This is a genomic window from Oligosphaera ethanolica (genome assembly GCF_030814695.1).
Classification (GTDB): domain Bacteria; phylum Verrucomicrobiota; class Lentisphaeria; order Oligosphaerales; family Oligosphaeraceae; genus Oligosphaera; species Oligosphaera ethanolica.
On sequence record NZ_JAUSVL010000001.1, the window covers coordinates 1070608 to 1091067 of the forward strand.

General features: G+C 60.8%; 12 protein-coding genes. 2 read left to right on the top strand and 10 right to left on the bottom strand.

Translation table 11 applies throughout. The features are described from left to right. Positions 1-20: 20 nt before the first annotated feature. Positions 21-977: a mannonate dehydratase gene (locus J3R75_RS03715; protein ID WP_307259994.1), complete on the bottom strand. Its 957-nt coding sequence runs from the start codon at positions 975-977 to the stop codon at positions 21-23. Between the two features lie 92 nt (positions 978-1069). Beyond that, positions 1070-2449: a glycoside hydrolase 5 family protein gene (locus J3R75_RS03720; RefSeq protein WP_307259995.1), complete on the bottom strand. Its 1380-nt coding sequence runs from the start codon at positions 2447-2449 to the stop codon at positions 1070-1072. A 139-nt stretch (positions 2450-2588) separates the two neighbouring features. Here J3R75_RS03720 and J3R75_RS03725 point away from each other — a divergent pair, with 139 nt between their 5' ends. After that, the gene (locus J3R75_RS03725) at positions 2589-4859 is read left to right on the top strand and encodes a hypothetical protein (protein ID WP_307259996.1); all 2271 of its coding nucleotides are present in this window, start codon (positions 2589-2591) and stop codon (positions 4857-4859) included. A 536-nt stretch (positions 4860-5395) separates the two neighbouring features. Here J3R75_RS03725 and J3R75_RS03730 read toward each other — a convergent pair. Both J3R75_RS03730 and J3R75_RS03735 read right to left on the bottom strand, forming a co-directional pair. Next, positions 5396-6610: a glycosyltransferase family 4 protein gene (locus J3R75_RS03730; RefSeq protein WP_307259997.1), complete on the bottom strand. Its 1215-nt coding sequence runs from the start codon at positions 6608-6610 to the stop codon at positions 5396-5398. 41 nt (positions 6611-6651) lie between these two features. Beyond that, positions 6652-9717, bottom strand: coding sequence for an alpha-mannosidase (locus tag J3R75_RS03735; protein WP_307259998.1), 3066 nt, complete (start codon positions 9715-9717; stop codon positions 6652-6654). Positions 9718-9953: 236 nt separating this feature from the next. On the opposite strand from J3R75_RS03735, the gene J3R75_RS03740 reads away from it, so the two are divergent. Continuing rightward, positions 9954-10214, top strand: a complete 261-nt coding sequence (locus tag J3R75_RS03740) for a hypothetical protein (RefSeq protein WP_307259999.1) — start codon at positions 9954-9956, stop codon at positions 10212-10214. Positions 10215-10497: 283 nt separating this feature from the next. Here the strand turns inward: J3R75_RS03740 and J3R75_RS03745 are convergent, their stop codons facing one another. The 6 genes from J3R75_RS03745 to J3R75_RS03770 form a co-directional block, all read right to left on the bottom strand. Continuing rightward, positions 10498-11214 (bottom strand): M48 family metallopeptidase, encoded by a 717-nt coding sequence (locus J3R75_RS03745; RefSeq protein ID WP_307260000.1) that lies wholly within the window; start codon positions 11212-11214, stop codon positions 10498-10500. Then, positions 11211-14309 (bottom strand): type I restriction endonuclease subunit R, encoded by a 3099-nt coding sequence (locus J3R75_RS03750; RefSeq protein WP_307260001.1) that lies wholly within the window; start codon positions 14307-14309, stop codon positions 11211-11213. The genes J3R75_RS03745 and J3R75_RS03750 overlap by 4 nt, the downstream gene beginning before the upstream one ends. 22 nt (positions 14310-14331) lie before the next feature. Continuing rightward, positions 14332-15834, bottom strand: a complete 1503-nt coding sequence (locus J3R75_RS03755) for a DUF4062 domain-containing protein (RefSeq protein ID WP_307260002.1) — start codon at positions 15832-15834, stop codon at positions 14332-14334. Between the two features lie 515 nt (positions 15835-16349). Next, the gene (locus J3R75_RS03760; protein ID WP_307260004.1) at positions 16350-17525 is read right to left on the bottom strand and encodes a restriction endonuclease subunit S; all 1176 of its coding nucleotides are present in this window, start codon (positions 17523-17525) and stop codon (positions 16350-16352) included. Further along, the gene (locus J3R75_RS03765) at positions 17522-17878 is read right to left on the bottom strand and encodes a virulence RhuM family protein (protein ID WP_307260005.1); all 357 of its coding nucleotides are present in this window, start codon (positions 17876-17878) and stop codon (positions 17522-17524) included. The genes J3R75_RS03760 and J3R75_RS03765 overlap by 4 nt, the downstream gene beginning before the upstream one ends. Beyond that, positions 17875-20304, bottom strand: coding sequence for a type I restriction-modification system subunit M (locus tag J3R75_RS03770; protein ID WP_307260006.1), 2430 nt, complete (start codon positions 20302-20304; stop codon positions 17875-17877). Before J3R75_RS03770 ends, J3R75_RS03765 begins: the two co-directional genes overlap by 4 nt. Positions 20305-20460 lie beyond the last annotated feature (156 nt).

A 20460-nucleotide genomic window follows, 5' to 3' on the forward strand; every position in this document is an offset into this window, starting at 1 on the left:
CTATCACAAGATTTCGCACATTACCTATTTTCTTGTTCTATCGCCCGCAGTATTCCCCGCAAGTACGCCGCGCCCAGGAGGCGCCCCATGATGGCATAGCCGGGCGACGAATTGTCCTCGCCAGCCATGGTCGGCGCGTGATCCGGCCGCATGAGGCAATCCACGCCACAGCGGCGGTACTGCCGCATGACGGCGGCCATGTCCGTGGGGCCGTTGTCATGGAAGGTCTCCACAAAACCTCCATCGCGGGCTTCAACATCGCGAGCGTGGACAAATATGATGTCGTCCTTGAATTCAGGGATCAGCGCCATGATGTCCTCGCCCATGCTGCGGAAGGTGCCCTGGCAGAAACTGATGCCCCAGGCCGGACTGGCGGCCAAGGCCTTCGCCCGGCGAAAAGACGCCGCCGAGGTCATGATGCGCGGATAACCCTTGAGCTCCGGCACCGGCGGGTCGTCCGGATGCAAGCCCATGCGCACCCCGGCGGCGGCGGCAACCGGCATCACCGCCCGCATGAAATACGCGTAGTTGTCCCACAGCTGCTCGTGACTCAGGCACAATTCCGCCGCTGGCATGTCCGCCGGAAAATAGCCGTTGGTCAAGGCCCCGCCCCGCGCCGGTATGTCCACCCGGCTGCGAAACCAGCCGACGCCAGCCATGAAATTATAGCAGAGCACGGGTATCTCCAGCCGGCCCATGTTGCTCAGCATGGCGCAGTAATGCTCAATGTCCTCGTCGCGCCCAGGCAATCCGAGCTTAATGCGGCTCATGTCGAATTCATCGCCCTCAATGGCCATGAGCCGAAAGCCGGCATCACGAAAGCGCGCATGAATGCCCGCCAGAGTCGCAAAGTCCCAGATCGGCTTCAGGCCGGTCAACTCCGGCGCGGCCTTGGTAATCGCGTAGTCAATGCCGGCCTGCCGCGCCAACGTCCACTTGCTATCCGGCACAGCGGGTAGAAATAGTCCCAGTTTCATCGTCTGTCCTCGTCTGTAATCACGTATCACCTCGCAGCCGGTACGCCTGGCATTGCCGCGCGGCCAGCCAACACCAGCCACAGGCCTTCACGTCAATGCCGAACGCGCAGGACGAGCGAGCGGCGGAAAGGCGGCAGGAGCGCGCTGCGGCCATGGCGTAACACCAGCTCTTCCTCCGAATCCGTCCACGGCGCGTAAGCCTGGCAGCTGCTGGCGTCGTCCACCGGCACGCTCAGGCCGCGCAGATCGGCGGCCGGGCGGTCTTCGTCGAGTTCGCTGCGCCAGTCACTGGCCTTGTCACGGCACCACAAAAGGTCCATGCGCCTGCCACGCAAGCCATAGACGCGCAAGGCGTGGGTTTCGGTATAATAGGGCTGAAAGTCCTCGGCGATGGGATCCACCCCAGCAACGGCGCGGGCAAAACGCCCGAAGTGCCAGTAGAGGTCGTGCTTGTCCAGGTAAAGGTGATCCCAATGCCAGCACTGGCCGCTGCCGGCACTGCCGGCGAAGAAAGGCGCAAACAACACGTCGTGCAGCAGCGTGCCCTCGCGATCCTTCTCATAAAGCCGCGAATAGCGCGCGTGATTGGCCTCCACCGCGCCGCCTTCGGCCAGCACCGCCGGCTTGTCAGAACAGCGCCGGCGCAACTGGCCAATGGCGTCCGCGCAGAGGACGTCCATCGGCCCCCGGCAGATATCGAGCTCCGCGCCGGGATCGAGATAGCGATGGACCTGCAAAAAGTCCGTCCCCGCCAAGGCCCCCAAATAGTCATAACAGCGATATGCCGTGCTGCCGGAAAAACTGCCGAGATTCTGCAACGCCAGCTGCCGCGGAAATATCTCATGCAGCGCAGCCAGCATCTGGTCGCTCCACTCCCGCCAAATCGCCAGCTCGCCCGTGCTGTTGATCTCATTCCAGAGCTCCCAGGCCACCACCGCAGGAGTCTCCCCCAGGCCCGCCGCCGCTAAATAGCGCAACTTGGCCAAATAGGCGGCACGACCGGCGTCCGAACCAAAAAATTCCGCCATGCTGCGGCAGGAGCCGCCCCGTTCCGGCGAAAACAACGGCTGCAAAAAGCTGATCACGCCCGGAAAAGTCTCCGCCACCGGCTGCGCCGGCGGCTGCACACTGCGAAAATGCTCCACCGTGAACTTGATTTTCACCCCGAATTCCTCGGCCATGGCAACCACGGCGCGAATATGACCGAGATTGCGCTCGCTGAACTCGCCCAGGCGCTCGGGCATCACATTGAAAAACGGTACGCCAAGCCATATCCGGGTGAAATTTCCGCCCTGGGCGGCAAAAGCGCCCAGCCAGTGCCGGTAGGTCGCCAGGACCTCCTCTTCGCCAAGCTGGTCGGCGAGCCGATGGAAACAGAAATTCTGCCCTATGGGAATAAAGGTCTCGCCAGTGCCTAGGGTGAAATAGCGTCTGTTCTGCTGAGCCGGACCTAACCAGCGTTGTTCTGTCATGGAATGCACTGTCCTTTGCTTTTGTGTCCTTCTCCGGAGCGGGCCGGTTTAAAATTACCGTCCTTGGTTTACCTTACCAATGCTCTCAGTGCCTTTATTCGGTCTTTTTCACCCCTTCACCCCAAGGGAAATTCATTCCATGGTCCATATCTGCCGCTACGCCTGTGCCGTCCTCTTCTCTAGCGCCCTCGTCGCTATCCACGCCCAAAACCTCGCCGCCGTTGACGACGTGTGGTTCGACCAAGTCACCGCGCCGACCAAGCTGACGACAGCGCAGATCGAAGACTTCTGCCGCAAAATCCACCGCGCCATCGCCGCCGGCCAAGACGAAAAACAGCTCGCGGCACTGGCCCCCGCCGACCAGTCGCCCCGCATCCTCTTCCTCAGTCTCAGCAACGACCTCTGGCCCTCACGTACCTACTTCGGCGGCGGCTGGAACTTCGCCCACGCTTGGGAAAGCACCACCGCCATCATGCTCGCCAATGAAAAAACCTACGCCCTCGAAACCGCCAAACAAGCCCGCGGCACCATCGACGGCGCCAAACGCGAAGGCAAGCCCGTCCCTCAAGACTGGGTCGACCGCGAAAAGAATCCCGGCGCCTGGAGTTGGCTGCGGCTGGATATTGTCCAGGTCGCCCGACCATCCTTTGACTACTCCGTAGAAGGCTCGAAGATCGCTCTGACCAGCCTGGTCGGCCTGGCCTTCGGCCCCCAGGTGGGCTTCGCCTTCCCACCCGCACAACTCACCGGCCGCTGCCTCGTCACCCCAGAACGCTTCCTCGCCAAACAGCAGGTCGCTAACATTATCGCCGAAACCTACAACTGGGGCGCCATGAAAAACTGGCTGCGCCTCAGCGCCGTCGAATCCGGCCACCGCATCTGCCTCTTCGAGGTCGACAGCTACTGCACGGACGGCCAGAACGTCGTCAGGCTCTACCGCGGCCACCCCATCGCCCAACTGCCCAACAACGATCAGTGTCTGGATGCCGCCACCCGCGCCGGCGAATTGCTGATCAGCTACCTCGACCCCGCCAAAGGCACCCTCGCCGTGCCCTTCCCCGAGTGGCTCCCCAGCGTCAGCAACAGCGGCCCCAGCGCTGGCGTCAGCAACCGCGAAGCGCCCGACGCACAGGCCGAACTGGTCATCGCCCTCGCCCGCCTTGCCCAAAGCAACAGCGAAAAAAAACACCTCGCCGCCGGCGCCGCCCTTGCCGCTAGGCCTCTCCAGGCCGCCATGATGCGCTACGGCCAAAACAAAGAATTCATCGCCGTCATCGAAAAGGAACCCGTGGCTGCCGACAGCCATCTTGAACCCCGCCGCATCACCACCCTGCGCAGTAATGCCACCGCCTGCCTGGCATTCATCGAACTGACCACGATCTTCCCCGACAACCCCGACTACCCAGCCATCGCCACCGCCATCGGCCGGCACATCTGCCGACAGGCCCAGCCCGGCAACGGCTTCATCCCCGCCAAACTCTTCCCCTCGGATCAAATCTATGAAGGCGGCGATCTCAGTGACTACGGCCAGGCAGAAGCCGAAGCCATGGCCGCACTCGCACTGGCCAAACTCGGCAAGAAAAATCACAACAGCGATTTTCTGGAAATAGCCGATGACAATCTGGCCTACCTCTTAACCAGCAAAATCCAGAAACAGGAGCTCACCGCAATCGCGACCTCGCCCTGGCTGGCTGAGGCTCTCGGGCAATACTACCGCCGCAACAACGAGTACGTCAGCCAACTCTCGCGCCTCACCCTGGCCGCTTCCATCGACGTGAACACCGAGCCGATCTTCCCCGATCTCTTCGGCGCCGTCCATGACTGGGAAAGCATGACCACCGCCGCCGAAAGAAGCTGGCTGCTGGCGTCCCTGAGCAAGACCCTGCGCAACAGCGACCAGGCGGCCAAAGCCGCTGAGGCAATGGCTGCTGCCGCTGCCTTTCTCTGCTTCCAGTACCAGGCCCGCATCGACCGCGCCACCGCCGCCGCACTGTCCAGACCCAACTATTACGTCAATTTCTTCCGTGATCACCTTGAAGACTTCGGCTTTGACCTCAACGGCCAAGCCACTCAAATCATCAGCCTACTGGCACTCAGACAGGAACTCACTGAGGGCTATGACGGGCAATTCCCCAAATTCGACCAGTTCAAGGAAAAACTCGCCGCCGCCCAGCGCGCCATCGACACCCACCCACTGCCCCTCAGCGTCGAGCTGGTCATCCATCGCGGTATCGACGACAGCGCTGACGGCCGCGACCTCCTCGGCGATATCCCCAAACGAGGCGCCGTGAACTTCCGCGGCAAAGGCGGCAAGATCATCCCCGCCAAAGAAGAAATCAGCTCAGGAGTCCTCAAAAAGAAACGCCGCAACAACAAAGCACCCGCTGGATTGCCTGGACAGCCAAAGTAGCAGCGCTACTCGCGTGCGCCCGTATCCCGGCCGTGGAGTGGGCGTCCCGCCCACTCCGACAAGACGGCTCATTTACCCGTCCTCGCCATCCACGCCAACCGTACCTGGCCCGTCTTCCCGGCCGTGGAGTGGGCGTCCCGCCCACTCCGACGAGACGGCTCATTTACCCGTCCTCGCCATCCACGCCAACCGTACCTGGCCCGTCTTCCGGCCGTGGCGTGGGCGTCCCGCCCACTCCGACAAGACGGCTTGTTGCCTGCCACGAAAAATGGCCGCGTTTCTGCCAACTACGATGGCCGGAAAGACATTCTTTCGGACCTCGCCACCGACCACCATGTCACTCGCCGCGAAGCGGCAGAAGCGCTGAAAGCGCGAAACATACCAGCCCAGGGCTAGCAGCGCTGAAAGCGCGCGCCGCCCTGGGTAGCGCGCCCATTATGGCCGTGTTCCTCGGCCCATTCGGCCCCAGTCGGCGCAGCTGACTGGGGCCGAATGGGCAATGGAACACACCACGCAGATTGAGCATCGCGCCCAGCTTATTTTGCCTCGTTCTCGGCGATGCTCGCCGCGGCGCCATTGCCGTGGCATTTGCGCGCGAGGCGTTTATAGAGCAGCGCCAGCTTGTCCACCTGGCTACTGAGCATGAATTCACTGCGAATGAGCTCCGCGCCGATCTGGGCCTTGCCGCGCATCAGTTCCAGGTGTTCCAGGCCATAATCCAGCCGCAGTGCCAGGTCGCCAACATCGCCGACCCGAAACGTCTCCAGGCATTCCCGAAATTCCGGTCGTGGGATATTCGCCAGGATGTCGCTTACCAGCAGGGGCACGGCCGCGCCAAGGCACTCCAGCAGCACATAAGACAGCCCTTCATAAAACGACGGCAGCATGGCCAAATCAAAAGCCGTGAGTTTCCTGGCTAAATCCGGTACCGTCCCCAGAAAACGCACCCGGCCGGACAAGCCCAGGCTCACTGCCTGCCGCTGCAAATTGTCCCGCTCGGGACCATCGCCACAAAACAGCACCTGCACCGCAGGATGCTTCTCGGCGACCTGCGCAAACGCGCTCAGAAAAATGCCCAGGCCCTTCTGGCGCACCAGCCGGCAAGGCACGCCGACCGCAATCGTCCCCGGCGCAATCTCCAGCTTGTACCGGGCCACCGCCGGCTCCAGCAGCGTCGCGCAATAGTCATCGGGAAGGCCATTTTCCACCAGCTGGAATCGTTCCGGCGGCAAGCCCAGCAGATTCGCATCCGCGATCTCCGAGCGCCCCACGAAGACATAGGCATCGACATTGCAGGCCAACAGCCGCTCGGCGCCACGCACGGCACAGTTGCGCAGCCTCGGCAAAGACGGGTGGAAGGCGAAGGCGTGCGGCGAATACACGATGCGCAGATCTGGATAGGGCCGGCAGCCGCAACGCCCAAGCACCCCCGCCACCCCGGCGTGCAAATGCAGCACCCGTGGCCGCCGAGCCGCAATCAGCGTCCGCAACGCCCGCCAACTGCCCCAATACTCGCCGAGGCCCTTGCCTTCATGATGGCGAAAACTGACGTCACACCCCAAGGCCGCAAGGGCCGACAAGTCATCGGCAAAATCCGCCTCGTCGCGGCTACCAAAGGCAAAGAGGCCGCAACGCACGCCACGAGCCTGCAAGGCCGGGATGAGCAGGCGCAGATGCCTGCGCACGCCACCGCCACAAGCCTCTGTGACATGGAGCACATCCAACGCAGCCGAGCCGTTTTCCTCGCTCATAGGACCCTCTTTCTCCAACGCCGGACTGCAGTCTGACGCCCTCAGGCCATCACCAGCCGCAGTGTCTTGATCTCAAAAGGCCGGAACTGCAAGGTCATCACCGCGCCGTGCGTGGGCACCGCAACGCCGTCGCTCTCCAGCATGCTCGTCGCCAACACCGAACGGAAGGGCAGAGCCACCCGCAACTCGCAGTCCGTCGCCGTCCGAACACTTTCATACAGACGCACAATGACATCACCGGAGCCGTCTTCGGCCGGCTTGAGACTCTCGAGCACCACATTCGCAGCTGAAATTCTGACGATTTCCTGGTGGCCGCCGTTACCGGCGCAGACCGCCACCGGCACGTTGAGTTCGTAGGCGTCATGAATCGGATTGTTGGTCAGGAATGGCCCTTGCCAACAGCAGAAGGCGTAGGTGAAATCCTGCTGGCCCTTGTCCGCCGTCTGATCCGGCGCCAGCGGCGAGCGCAGCAGCGTCAGATTGATGCTGTTGCCATCCACATTCACGCCGTATTTGCAGTCATTGAGCACTGCCGCGCCGCGGCCTTCCTCGACCAGCGCCGTCCATTTGTGATTGCACACCTCAAAGCGCGTCGCGTCGTACGGCCGGGTGGCGTGGGTCGGCCGGCGCACATGCCCGAACTGGACCTCGTGCAGGGCATCCTCGGCCCGAACGGCCACGGGAAAGGCCACTTTGAGCATCTTGTGGCTCTCGCGCCACTCAACCCGAGTGCGAAATTCCAGCACCCGCGAGTGCGCCCGCAGAACGATGTCCTGCGTCAATTCCGACTCATGCAGTTTCTGCGTAACCCGCAACGCCGCAAACACCGGCCCCTGGGCAATGACAGTCACCGTCGCCTCGCGAACACAATCGCATGGCGTCTTCTTGTACATGCTGTCGATATCCCAGGCGTCGTAGGAACTGGGCACGTCCTTGTACAAATGCAGCACGTTGGCCGGCGCCGCCAGAACCTCTTCGCCGTCGGCCTTGCTGCGGGCGCTGGTCAGCTCGCCAAGCGCGTTGAAGGTGAAGACCATCAGGTCGTTCTCCAGCGTCGTCGGCGTCGCTCGCAGCGAATTCACAGCGGTCGACGCCTGCGCGCCGCGACGGATCGTCGTCCAGCCGCAGGACGGCAGCGCCCGGACCAGGGCGAAATGGCGTCCGTCCTGCGTCTGCACCGGCAAGGCCGAGCCTGCTTCGTCACAGGCAGCCGCATAAGGAATCTCGACCATCGCGTCGCGCTCCCAAGACAACGAGTTGAACAGGGTCTGCGCCGCATCGTCGTCATGGACCAGACTCGTCTGCGTCGCCGCCGTCAGCTCCCGCACCCGCGCTAGCGTCCGCGCATACAGCGCCTCGGCTTCCACATAGACTTCGTGGATGGACGAGCCCGGAATAATGTCGTGAAACTGATTCAGAAGCACGTTCTTCCACAGCTCGTCCGCTTCCGTCAGCGGGTATGCCCTGCCCTGCAGGCGTTCGGCTATCGCGCCCCAGCATTCGAGCTCGCGCAGCGCCAGCTCATTGTCGCGATTGCCTTTTTTGGTCTTGGCCTGCGAGGTGTAGGTGCCCCGGTGCGCCTGAAAATACAGCTCGCCAACCCAGGTCGGCAGGGCATCGCTGGCCATATCGCGGAAATACTCGGCCGGCTCAGCGATTCGGCACTTCGGCAAGCCTTCCAGGTCGCCTTCCCGTCGCAGGTACTCCAGGTGCAGGCGCGTGGGCCCGCCGCCACCATCACCGTAGCCAAAAGGCATCAGCCGCCCCTTGTGCGAACCATCCTTCTGAACCCGTTCGCGCCAGCGCGCCAACACTGCCTGCGGCTTGGTCTCGGAGTTGTAGTCGTTATGCAGATAGGACAGCACCCGCGTGCCGTCTATGCCCTCCCACCAGAAGCTGTTGTAGGGGAAGGGATCGCCACCATTGTAGGTCCAGAAGATCTTTTGGGTCGAGAACCACTTGATGCCGCAGCCGGCCATGATCTGCGGCAAAGCGCCGCTGTAGCCAAAGACGTCCGGCAACCACATCAGCTCGTTCTCGACCCCGAATTCCTCGCGGAAAAAACGCTTGCCGTGCAGGAACTGCCGGATCAGCGCCTCGCCGCCGCTGATATTCGTGTCGGCCTCCACCCACATCGCGCCATCGACCAGCCATTGCCCGCGCGCTACCGCCGCGCGCACCCGCTCGTACAAATCCGGATACAACTCCCGCGTGCGGCGATACAAATACGCCTGGCTTTGCAGGAATTTGTACTCGGGATACTCGTCCATGAGCGCCAGCTGGTTGGAAAAGGTCCGGCAGCACTTGCGCTCGGTTTCCGCCAACGGCCACAGCCAGGCGACGTCAATATGGCTGTGCCCAAAACAATGCATCACCGGCGCCGTCGAGCCATTGCGGCAGGCCAGCAACGGCCGCAGTAGCGCGCGACCGGCGCGGATGCTCGCGTCGCGCGCGTCCGCCGCCAGCTCAAAATCGACCACCAGGGTCAGCTGCTGCAACGCATCGTCAATCTCGGCGATACGCAACGAATGGGGATCGAGAATGCCGTCGCGCAGCTGTATCAGCGTTTCCATGTCCAGCCACAGCTGAAACGCCTCTTCATGCCAGCAGCCGAAGGTCGTCCGCCCCAGCTGCACCGTCGGGGGCGTGCCGGCCACCGGCGCAAACCACTCGGGATGCGGCCCACCACCGCAGTTGCGCTGGTTGCCCGCGAAGGTCTCCGCCAAAATGCTGAACTCCTCGCTGCCACGAGCCTCGGCAGTCAACAGCAGCTCGCGGCCGCTGTGGTCGCGAGCGCCGCGTGCCACGCCGTCAACCCAAATGATCGACTCCGCGCCGCCCGTCTCCAGCTTGAGCACAATCCGCTGCCCAGCCAGCGCCGGCGGCACCACCACCTTGCCGCGAAACCAGCCCAGCTGCCATTCCTCACCCCAAGTCGTCCCCGGCGCAATCGCCTGAAAACTCCGCGTCTGCGCCTCGGCCGGCCGCATAGACTCGCTAGTGACAAAATGCTCCAAGGCGACGTCACCCACCGCACGGTAAAAAATTTTCGGCAGGTAATTCCGCCAATGGTCTATACGCCGCCGCCATTCTGGGTTCAACACCATAACCGACTGTCTCCATTCTTAGCTGACATCGCGCGCTGCGCCCCGTCAAATATGCCCCGGTTGATTCGTGCACGTTCTACAACGAACGTATACTATACCGTTGCCAGCACCCATTAGCCATACAGCGGCAAGCACACGTTCCGGCGAATGTTAGCCATACATCGGCAAACACTCGTTCCGGCGAATGTCGGCCTATCAACCTGTATTTCCATTTGCCATACAGCGGAGAACACACCATGGCCATTGAACACCTCATCGTCCTCGCTATCGCCATCATCATCGTCACTATCGGCATCCGCAAGGCGCGTCGCGTTCTGAAAGGATCCGCCGATGGCTGCGACAGCGGCTGCTGCCAGTCCTGCGGCAAAAACTGCCCAGTCAAAAACCTGCCGAGCTTTGCACCTCAAAAAACCGCACCAAAGCCCTCCACCCCTGAGCCGGCCGCAGACACTGCCGCGCCAAAACCCGCCAACACCCCTGAGTCGGGCCCCAGATGATGCCGCTGCCCACAATAACCGGCAACACCCCTGAGCCGCCCCCAGATGCCGCCACCCGCAACAGCTGTGTCAGCCCCAGCTCGCCGCCGTAGGAAAGTAAGATATTATGACGAATTGCGTGGACATTATGCGGTTGACGTCGTGTGGCGCCTCAATTGAAGTAGGCCCAACGGCTCATTTTGAATGAAGCAACCGGCTGGTCGCGCGACAAGGGAGCACTATAAAAAGAGTGAAGTTACTGTCCTCTACTTGCGTGTTTCTCTGCTCCCTCACGTCGCCGTCGTCACTCATTCCACGTTTCGGCTCCCAGCGGCAGATGATTGAGTTCGGCGCGGGCCTCGCGCCAGGCCGGGCAGTGCTTGGAGAGGATAGCGACGAAGCGCTCGCTGTGGGTTGGTTCGAGCAGGTGCACCATCTCGTGCACCGCGACGTACTCGATCAGATCCTTGGGCTTTTTCACCAGCTCGGTATTCAGCCGGATGTTACCCGCTCGGGGGTTGCAGCTGCCCCACTTGGTCTTCATGCGCTGGAGAAAATAAGCATTGACCTTCACACCGATCTTCGGCGCCCAGCGCGTGATCAGCGACGGAATGAACTTGTGCAACAGCGCCTTGTGCCAGTCGTGCATGATCCGGGCACGTTTGGCCCGATCCGTGCCAGGGCGGACGCTCAGGGTAATGCGCTTGTGATCCACCGCCACGGCGGGGCTGGCGTCCCGTTCCACCACGGTCAGCAGATGCCGGCGGCCCCAGAGATAGTGGCTTTCGCGTTCAACAAATTGGCGCGGCGTTTCCCGCGCCTGGCCGCGCAGTCGCGCCTGCTGCTCGCGAATCCAGCCGAGCTTGCTGATGGCGTAGGCGCGGGCGACCTCCGGACGCGTCCCGGCCGGCGCCGACATAGTCACCCGCCCATCCGGCGGATGCACGGACAAATGCACGTTCTTGATCGCTTTCCGCGTCAGCGCGATTACGATGTCGCCCAGTTCAATCCGCTCAGTCATAGGGTGTACCCCGACTGATTTCTGACGATTTCGAACACGGCGTAGGTCGCCTTCGAATCGCGGTCGAGGTTTTCATAGAGGGCGTTGATGACCTGTTTTTCCCGGGTGTCGTCGCCCTTCCAGCCCGCCGGGGCCTTTTCCCGCATCGTACGGTCGATCGCCAGCGCGAGTTTGACCCGGCCATCGGCGTCGGCCGGACACTGAAAGCGGTCTGCCGGAATACGGTCGAGATTGTTGTAGAGGTGTATGGCCTCCAGATTGCCATTGAGAGCACTGGGGTGGCTGCCGGTCATCGCCTTGCCGGACACCTGATGGACCAGCGCCTCGGCCTTCTGCAGGAATTCCTCGTAGGACTCGGTGATGGTCCGCTTCAGCGCAATGAGGTCATCCAGCAAGCGCGACATCTCCTCGTAAAACTTCGGGTCGGTGAGCTGATCGCGGATGATCGTCTTGCGCACGTTGTTGATAATGCCCTCGGCAATGGCGTTTTTGGACAGCTTGCCCTTTGCGTTGAGCATCTTGGCGATGGCGTCGTGAATGCCGGTGGCGATGATCAACTGCACCAGCGAGTAATGCTCCAGCGTTCCCAGCGGATCGGCGGGATCGGCCTGGATGTAGGTGTTGATCAGGTGCCGCATGTCCGCCTCGTAGGGCTTGATGTCCAGCTCTTCACCGGAATGTTTCTTGATGGCCGCGCGGATATCGCAGAACCACTCGACTTCCTGGTTGATCGCCGTGATCTCGGCGCTGGTGTAGCCCGCCTCCGGCAGATCCTGCGATATCGCCGCGTAGGCCCGCACGAAAGTCGCCACGGCCTTGTAGAACGATATTCGCAGCACTTCCGTTTCGTCGAGCGCCAGGGGATTACTGGCGTCGCCGCAGAAACTATGCAGGTACTGCTCCACCAGCCGGGGCGGTGGCACCGGCTCGCACAGGTACTTCAGTGCCTCGCGGGCCGCATCGAGTTTCTTGCGGCCTTCTTCGAGCCAGTTCTTGAGCTTGACGTTGTTCTCGTCGCCGCCGTCCTCCAGGTCCAGCTCGTCAGAGCTGTACACGGCCAGGGCCTCCTGCACATCCCGGAACAGCTCCTTGTAGTCCACGATGTGGCCGTAGTCCTTGTCGTCGCCATCAAGGCGATTGGTGCGGCAGATGGCCTGGAAGAGACTGTGGTCATGCAGCTCGTTGTCCAGATAGACGTAGGTGCAGGACGGCGCGTCGAAACCCGTGAGCAGCTTGCCGACCACGATCAGCAGCTTGCAGTTGGCGGGCTCATCAATGAAGCGCCGCTTCATCTCCTCCTCGTACTTCATCGTCGTCTGGCCGTCCTTGAGCACGTAGTTCTTGTAGGTGTCGTACTTGTAGCGCTCGTCGCTGTGGGCGGGCTCCTTCGAGATCGCGGCCGCCTGCGGCTCAAACGACGTGATAATGCCGCAGCACTGCCCAAAAGGCGTGTTCTGGAACAGCCGGAAGTAATGGCAGGCGTCATAGATGGACGCCGCGACCAGGATGGCCGTGCCGCGATCGTTGTTCAAGCGGGGCTTGAGGCTGAAATCCTCAATGATGTCGGCGATAATGCGCTGCTTGCGCTCAGCGGCGCTCATCAGCTCCTCCATCGTCGCCCAGCGCTTGCGCAGCACCGCCTTCTGGAAGTTATTGAGGTTCTTGGTCTTCTGCTCGAACCACTCGTCAATCTTCTTCTGCGACGTCAGGCGCTGCGGCACGTCGCGCGCTGCGTACTTGAGGTCCAGCACCACCTTGTCCGCCACGGCCTGGTGGAATTTGTAGGTGTGGATGTAGGTGCCGAAGACCTCCCGCGTCGTTTTTTTGTCCCGCTTCAGCAGCGGCGTGCCGGTGAAGCCGACGAAGATCGCGTGCGGCAGCCAGCGCTTCATCTGTCGGTTCATGTCGCCGCCCTGCGTGCGGTGGCACTCGTCCACAAACACATAGAAATGACCATGCACGGGCGGCGGCGCGCCTTTCAGGTCCGCCGTGTCGAATTTGTGGATCAGCGCGCAGAGGAGCCGCGGCATGGTCGCGCCGAGTTTCTCGACGAACTGCTGCCGCGAAGTGATCCGCGGCGCCGGCGCGTCTTCGCCAATGACGCCCGCGTTGCGCATGACGCCCTCAATCTGCTTGTCCAGCTCATCGCGATCGGTGATGACCAGCACGCGGCCATGGGGATCGTGCTCCAGCAGCCACTTGGCCAGCAGCACCATCAGGATGCTCTTGCCACTGCCCTGGGTGTGCCAGATCACGCCGCCTTCGCGACGCCGGGCGATGCGCTCCTGCGCGGCTTTGATGCCGAAATACTGATGCGGCCGCGGCACTTTTTTCTTGCCGGCGTCGAAGATGACGAAATTGCGGATCAGGTCCAGCAGCCGATCTTTGCGGCACAGCTGCGCCAGGGGTTTGTCCAGCAGCGTGCCCGGCGCCAGCGCCGTGTCGCCGTCTTCGTCCTTCCACTGCACGAAGAAGCTCTCCGGCGTGCCGACGGTGCCGTAGCGCAGGCCCTGCGCGTCGCTGCCCGCAAACAGCAGCTGCGCGGTCGCGAAGAAGTTCTTGTTGAAGATGTCCTCCTGGTTGGTGATAAGCTGCCGGACGCCGTCGGCCACGTCCACCGAACTGCGTTTGAGCTCCATCACCGCCACGGCGATGCCATTGAGGTACAGCACGATGTCCGGCCGGCGCTCGTGACCGCCCTTGAGCGTCACCTCCTCCGCCAGCGCGAAGTCGTTCTTCTCCGGATGCTCCCAGTCGATCAGCTGCACGTCATCATGCGGATGCCCGACCGCTACCTGCACCTTCACCGGATAACGCAGCAAATTATACGTGCGCATATTGGCCTGGTACAGGGTCACGCCCGTCGTGTCAACCGCCGCCAGCAATTTCTGCAACGCCGCCGCAATCTGCGCCGCCGAATAACCCCGCGACAACAAATTCGCCCGCAGTATCTCGACCTCAACCGGACGGTTTCCCGCGCGCTGCTGCCAGTCACCCAGATAACGGTAGCCCAGGCACCCCGGACACGACGCATCCGTGAACAACGCAATCACGCGATTCTGCGTCACGCGCTCAGGACGAGGTTGTATAGGCATGTGAACTCCTTTGGCTGCTACTTCAGCGGCTGATGTCGCCGCCCTGGCCTGATGCCAATGCGGCTTCGCCTTTGGTCGTCAGGCGATATTTTTGCAGCCGGCTGTTCGGCTTGTCTGGAAGGGTGTATTCGATGGTTTGCTCGGCTAACAACAGCCGAATAACCTTGTTCAACTGACCAGATACTTCCTTGTGGCCCAAACCAACCGATATTTCGCTCTTCGAACACGCACCGGCACGCAATAGACCCAGAACACGAATCTCCAACGACTCTGGCCGCGACTCTGGCCGCGACTCTGGCCGCGACTCTGGCCGCCTAGCTGCCTGGCGCCAGAGTGTCAATACGAAGCCATCGCGTATCTCGAAATCCGGTTCGTGTAGACCTGCTTTCAGGCAACGCCGAATCATGTCACCTATGCCAGTTCCCATGCGTTCAATGTAGCGGGTCAGATAAAGCGGCTCGGCCAGCAACGGATTTGCCGGCACGGAGCCGTGTGGCTGCCGGAGCTTTTCCAATGTCAGCGAGGGTGGCAATGCCCCCGGATTCCAAACTTCCAGCCGGTCGGAGAAAAGCATCACTTGTACGCTGCCATTACTCGTGTAGTCCCGATGCGCCACAGCATTTACGATGGCCTCCGCCACCACCTCGCGGGGAATTTCATAGCTAACCGGGGCTTGCGGTCCATCAGCCCTAGTGCCAACGCTAAGGTTGATCTTCGACATCACGAAATCAACCGCTTGATCCACCAATGCAAACACCGTGCCCTTGTAGACCTGATACGACGGAATCGGCTTTGTTACTTCTGTGCCATGAAAATGGGCACACTTCACCTCGGATGCGATGAGGAAACGTTGCGGCTGTCGCGCGAACAACAGCACGGCGGCGTTTGTTGGGCGTCCGTCATTCAACAGGTTCATGTGCGTCAACAGTTCTTTCGGCGATGCGCCTTCACTTAACGGGAACCCCCGAGACCGCCGCGCCTCACGAATGAAGCGTTTCATGCCTTCGACATCTAAATCTGACAGCGTGGCAACTGGACATGCCGCGGCATCAAACGGGCCGGTGCGGATGAGCTCACGATCTTCCAGAATCTGCACCAGTGCAGCATATACAGCCGACACCAGCTCCGCCGAGGTTAGAAACCGTCGCCGGATTAGATCGCTGCCGGCCCGCCGAATCAACGCCTGCATTTTGGGGTGCTTTGTCTTGTCATCACTGCCTTTAACAAAAATCAGCCTCGACTTGTGTTGACTGGTCGCCAGATCAAACTCGCGCTGTGTAGGGGAAATCCCCTCTGCATCTTCGAAGCCGTAGTCATTGCCGAAGAGACCGATGTATACCCCACAGCCTCTCACCTCATCACGATACACTTCGTCGGTACGACGGTCGGCGGCAGGAACGTCCTCAAACAAAAACGGCTCAAAAAAACGCCGCAAGAGTGCGTCGCCATGCAGAAAATCACGCAAGGCCGCCCGCTCTTCCGCGAACTCCTTTTGCACGCTGCTGATGAAGACCTTGATGCTCATGTTGCTTTTTACATCCTCTCGACTTGCCCCTTGCCACTCTTACACCAGCCTGGTCCTCCCGGTCAGCAGCTCCTGCATCATGCCCTGTTTAATGTCGGCGGTCTTCGCCCGCCGACGCTCAAGAACCTCAATCTCGGCATGGGTGGTTGCATGGGACGTAGGGGACGTAGGTTCGTGCATTTCCTGTCCCCTGTGTCCTCTGCGTCCTCTTTGTCCCATGCCTATACGTCTCATAGGTCCCATTCGTCCCCTTTGTCCCATTCCACCGCCTTAAAACTCACACCAGCCTCGTCCTCCCGGTCAGCAGCTCCTGCATCATCGCCTGTTTAATGTCGGCGGTCTTCGCCCGCCGACGCTCAAGAACCTCAATCTCGGCATGGGTGGTTGCATGGGACGTAGGGGACGTATGTTCGTGCATTTCCTGTCCCCTGTGTCCTCTGCGTCCTCTTTGTCCCATGCCTATACGTCTCATAGGTCCCATTCGTCCCCTTTGTCCCATTCCACTGCCTTAAAACTCATACCAGCCTGGTCCTCCCGGTCAGCAGCTCCTGCATCATGGCCTGTTTCATGTCGGCGGTCTTCGCCCGCCGACGCTCAAGAGAATCGATCTCCGCATCCATGTCCGACAACACCGACGCTATCGCGGCTTGCTCAGCGAGCGTCGGTGGTAGTTCAACCAGAAAGTTCTGGAACGTTGGTAAACGTAGTGAATCGACTGTTGCTTTGACGGTATTCTGAAGCGCCCAAGCACCGAAGAACTGCGTCATATAGGCATGGAGAAAGCGGGCTGATACATCTTCGCGGAACTGGGTGATAGCATACACACGTTGATGAACGTCAAAGCGACCGTTTATATAGTGAAAAATACTCCCAATATTACCTTCGCCCGGTATTAATATCGCTTCGCATTCGTAGGAAAACGAGTTGATGTGTTCGACATCAGCCGACCTCACAAAGAACGGATACTCACCGTTGTCCACCTTATCTTCATTATTTTTCTTGCCAGTTTTGATGCGAGCGATATTTCCAAGTAAAGCTTCACACCACTCCCCCTTGAATCCCGGCATGCGGGTTTGGCCGGTGAGGAGTTGTTGCATGGCGGCCTGTTTGAGGTCGCGTTTTTTGGCGATCAGTCGGTCCAGCCCCGCCAGCAGTGCATCCACATCGCTCAACGCCGCCGCTATCGCCCGCTGCTCGGCCTTTGCTGATGGAAAGGTAACAGCAAATGACTTAACGATTGCACCACTAAAGTTTGGTTGGCCTCCTTGTGTATAGGTATGTATAAAGCGGCTCTTGTATAAAGTCAGGAACTGGAACAGGTATTCGGTATCAACACGCTTTGTAAATATAGCGAGAACAGCTTGGTTGATCGCTGCTTCGATATTGGTCACCGCACAAACTCCAGCTGTGGCTCCATAGAGCGCGAGGAGCAAGGTCCCCTTATCGACGAACTTTACAGCTGAATTTGTAGCACCCAATTCTGTAATTCGTCCCTGAACGTCCGTAATCCTGCCTTGGTTAAGGTCGCTTGATGTGATCCACGAAATATCCCCGCCATAATAAGCTGGATTTGACGTATTAGGCGTACCTCCAGAAAAACATTGGGCAAAATCCCCAATATGACAAACCTCCCACTCTTCTGGAATGACTCCGACTTCGGTCATCTTATATCCATTTGGCATATCAGTCATGGCCGGCCTCCGTGAGGAATGTGCAAAATTTGCACATACTGGTATTCGCACATTTCCCTTTCATTGCTGGCGTTCCGGATATGCCTGGTGGTGTATGAGCGGACGCCGTCCTGCCCCATATGTTCCAAAATGGAACGTACTGATTCTTGATCCAACTCACCGGTCTTGAAGATATTTGCCAGGTGCTTGGTGACGGCTGGCCGTTTGACGTCGAAAACCTGCGCCATCTGCTTCTGGGTCAGCCAGACGGTATCCCGTTCCAGCCGCGTCGGCACCGTGACTTCGCCGTCCGGCGAGGTGAAGAGCACGAGCGGGTAGTCGGTCGCTTGTTCGGAAAGCTTGCTCTTGTTCATGCTTTGAACCCCATCCTTTCGAGATGCCCGGCGACCTTTGCTTCCAGGTCGGCGACGCTGGCGGCGAGTTGCGGCAGCGGCGTGTCGTAGCGTTCGGCGAGCTGGCGGATGCGGCGGGCGAGGGACTGCGACACGCGGTCGAGTTCGTTCTGCACGCCGGCGGCCAAAGCGGGCAGCCACTTGTCGTCCACGACCATGGTTTTGATGTCATCGACGCTGAGCCGCGCGTATTGATCGTAGGCGCGCTGGTCGAGTGCGGCGTCAGCGTCTTTGACCTTGTTTTTCAGGTCGCTTTGCTGCTGGTCGAGCCTGGACCATTCACGCATGACCTTGGCCTCGTCGGCGTAATCGGGATCGGCTTTGATTTCCTTGAGGCGTCGGCTGACCTCGGCCTTGTTGAGTTTTTCCAGTTCCGCGAAGGCGCCGTCTTCGCCGCCGTGTTCCTCTTCCAGATCGCCGAGTGCGGCGGCGACGGCGTCCAGGTCGGCCTGGAGCGCGTCCAGCGCGGCCTGTTCGTCGGCGAAGTAGCGGGCGATGACGGTTGACTTGGGGATCAGATCGCAGGTCCAGCCCTTGTCCTTCAACTCGCCTTTTTTCTTGCCGGTCTTGGCTTCTTCCAGCACGCGGCGGGTTTCGGCAACCCAGCCATCGGCGGCGATGAGATAGCAGTCGTCCTGCATGGTGTCGGCCCAGTAGTCCATCAGGTGCTGATAGAGATCGTAGGCATCCAGCAGCGGCGCGGCGCGGATAGCGGCCAGCAGGTCGTCGGCAAGGACGGCGATGAGCTCCTTGGGCTTGTCGTCCTTGCCAAAGCCTTTCAGCTGCGGGATGGCCCTGGCCTGCCACGCCGCGAAGCTGGCATTGACGGTCGCCTTGAAGGCGTCGAACTCGGCATGCCCGAAGATGGCAGCACGCGCCTCGGCAATGGGCAGCCGCAGCTGGCAATAGCCGGGGCGGTCAGCCGCCGAAAACAGGGCCGCACGCACGCTTGGAAGGACCTGCCAGTAGGCGGCAAGGGCGTCGATATCGCGCTCGGGGATGCCGCCGCGCAGATGGGCGGCGATGTCCTGGATATCCTCGGGCTCGGTGCTGTCGATGTAACGCGGTAGATTGAGGTTGTAGTCGTTCTTCGCGTCGGCGATTTCCTCCAGGGGCACCATGCGCGCGTAGCGCGGGGTGTCGGCCAGGCGCGTGAAGGTATCGACGATGCGATGGATGTCCTGCTCGCGGAGGCGGTTCTTATTGCCGTCCTTGAGAAAGTCCTTGGAAGCGTCGATCATAAAGACGCCCTTGCGGGCGTTGGCGTTCTCTTTGTCGAGAACGAGAATGCAGGCGGGTATGCCCGTGCCGTAAAACAGGTTGGCGGGCAAACCGATGATGCCCTTGAGGTAGCCCGAGTTGACGAGCTTTTTGCGGATGAGGGCCTCGGCATTGCCCCGAAACAGGACGCCATGCGGCAGGATGCAGGCGGCCTTGCCCGTGCTTTTCATGGAGCGGATGATGTGCAGCAGATAGGCGTAGTCGCCTTGCTTGGCGGGCGGCTCGCCCCAAGTAAAGCGCTGATAGGGGTCGTTGCCCGGCGTCAGGCCGCTGGACCAGGTCTTGTCGGAAAATGGCGGATTGGCCACCACGTAGTCGTAGGTGCGCAGCTGCTCGCCATCCTTGAATTTGGGCGCGGCCAGGGTGTTGCCGCTGAGGATGCTCGCGGTGGGGAAGTCGTGCAGGATCATGTTCATGCGGGCGAGGCCGGCGGTGGTCACGTCCTTCTCCTGGCCCTCCAGGGTGATGTGCCTGCCCGCTTCGGCAGCGACTTTCAGCAGCAGCGAGCCGGAACCGCAGGTCGGGTCGTACGCTGTCGTGGCCGACACCGTGTTCTTCGGCGAGATGCCGATGACCTTGGCAATGATACGGCTGACTTCGGCCGGCGTGTAAAACTGGCCCTTGCTTTTGCCGCTCTCAGTGGCGAAGTGCCGCATCAGGTACTCGTAGGCGTCGCCGAGGATGTCGTCGTGCTCGGCACGATTCTGCGAGAAGTCCAGCTCGGGCTTCTGGAAGATGCTGATCAGGTTGGTCAGGCGATCCACCATCGCCTTGCCCTCGCCGAGCTTGTTCGGGTCGTTGAAGTCCGGGAAGTCACTGCGGGCCAGCCGGGAATTGTTATCGATCAACGGCTGGATGATCTGCGTGTTGATCCGGTCGCCGATGTCGCTCTGGCCCTTGAGCCGGACCATGTCGACAAAGCTCGCGCCCGTGGGAATGCACACCGGCGGTTCGAGCGCGTCGGAGTTCGCGTATTTGTCCGATATGTACTTGATGAACAGCATGAACAGGACGTAGTCCTTGTACTGACTGGCGTCCATCCCACCGCGTAATTCATCGCACGACGCCCACAAGGAACTGTAAAGCTGTGATTTCTTCAAAGCCATGACGTCACTAGTCCTTATCGCTATGGCGGCTCAGGCAGGAAAGCGCCCGAGCCGAGTTGTTCTTGAAAGGCATGATGGCCAAAGGTGACACTCGCGCCGGCGGCGAGACGGCTGCGCAAAGCGCGCATGTACAATACCCCTGACACGGCTGCGGAC

Bases quoted from the DNA above. Each gene is read 5' to 3' on its own strand.
- J3R75_RS03715 (WP_307259994.1), bottom strand. From the start codon at position 977: ATGAAACTGGGACTATTTCTACCCGCTGTGCCGGATAGCAAGTGGACG.
- J3R75_RS03720 (WP_307259995.1), bottom strand. From the start codon at position 2,449: ATGACAGAACAACGCTGGTTAGGTCCGGCTCAGCAGAACAGACGCTAT.
- J3R75_RS03725 (WP_307259996.1), top strand. From the start codon at position 2,589: ATGGTCCATATCTGCCGCTACGCCTGTGCCGTCCTCTTCTCTAGCGCC.
- J3R75_RS03730 (WP_307259997.1), bottom strand. From the start codon at position 6,610: ATGAGCGAGGAAAACGGCTCGGCTGCGTTGGATGTGCTCCATGTCACA.
- J3R75_RS03735 (WP_307259998.1), bottom strand. From the start codon at position 9,717: ATGGTGTTGAACCCAGAATGGCGGCGGCGTATAGACCATTGGCGGAAT.
- J3R75_RS03740 (WP_307259999.1), top strand. From the start codon at position 9,954: ATGGCCATTGAACACCTCATCGTCCTCGCTATCGCCATCATCATCGTC.
- J3R75_RS03745 (WP_307260000.1), bottom strand. From the start codon at position 11,214: ATGACTGAGCGGATTGAACTGGGCGACATCGTAATCGCGCTGACGCGG.
- J3R75_RS03750 (WP_307260001.1), bottom strand. From the start codon at position 14,309: ATGCCTATACAACCTCGTCCTGAGCGCGTGACGCAGAATCGCGTGATT.
- J3R75_RS03755 (WP_307260002.1), bottom strand. From the start codon at position 15,834: ATGAGCATCAAGGTCTTCATCAGCAGCGTGCAAAAGGAGTTCGCGGAA.
- J3R75_RS03760 (WP_307260004.1), bottom strand. From the start codon at position 17,525: ATGACTGATATGCCAAATGGATATAAGATGACCGAAGTCGGAGTCATT.
- J3R75_RS03765 (WP_307260005.1), bottom strand. From the start codon at position 17,878: ATGAACAAGAGCAAGCTTTCCGAACAAGCGACCGACTACCCGCTCGTG.
- J3R75_RS03770 (WP_307260006.1), bottom strand. From the start codon at position 20,304: ATGGCTTTGAAGAAATCACAGCTTTACAGTTCCTTGTGGGCGTCGTGC.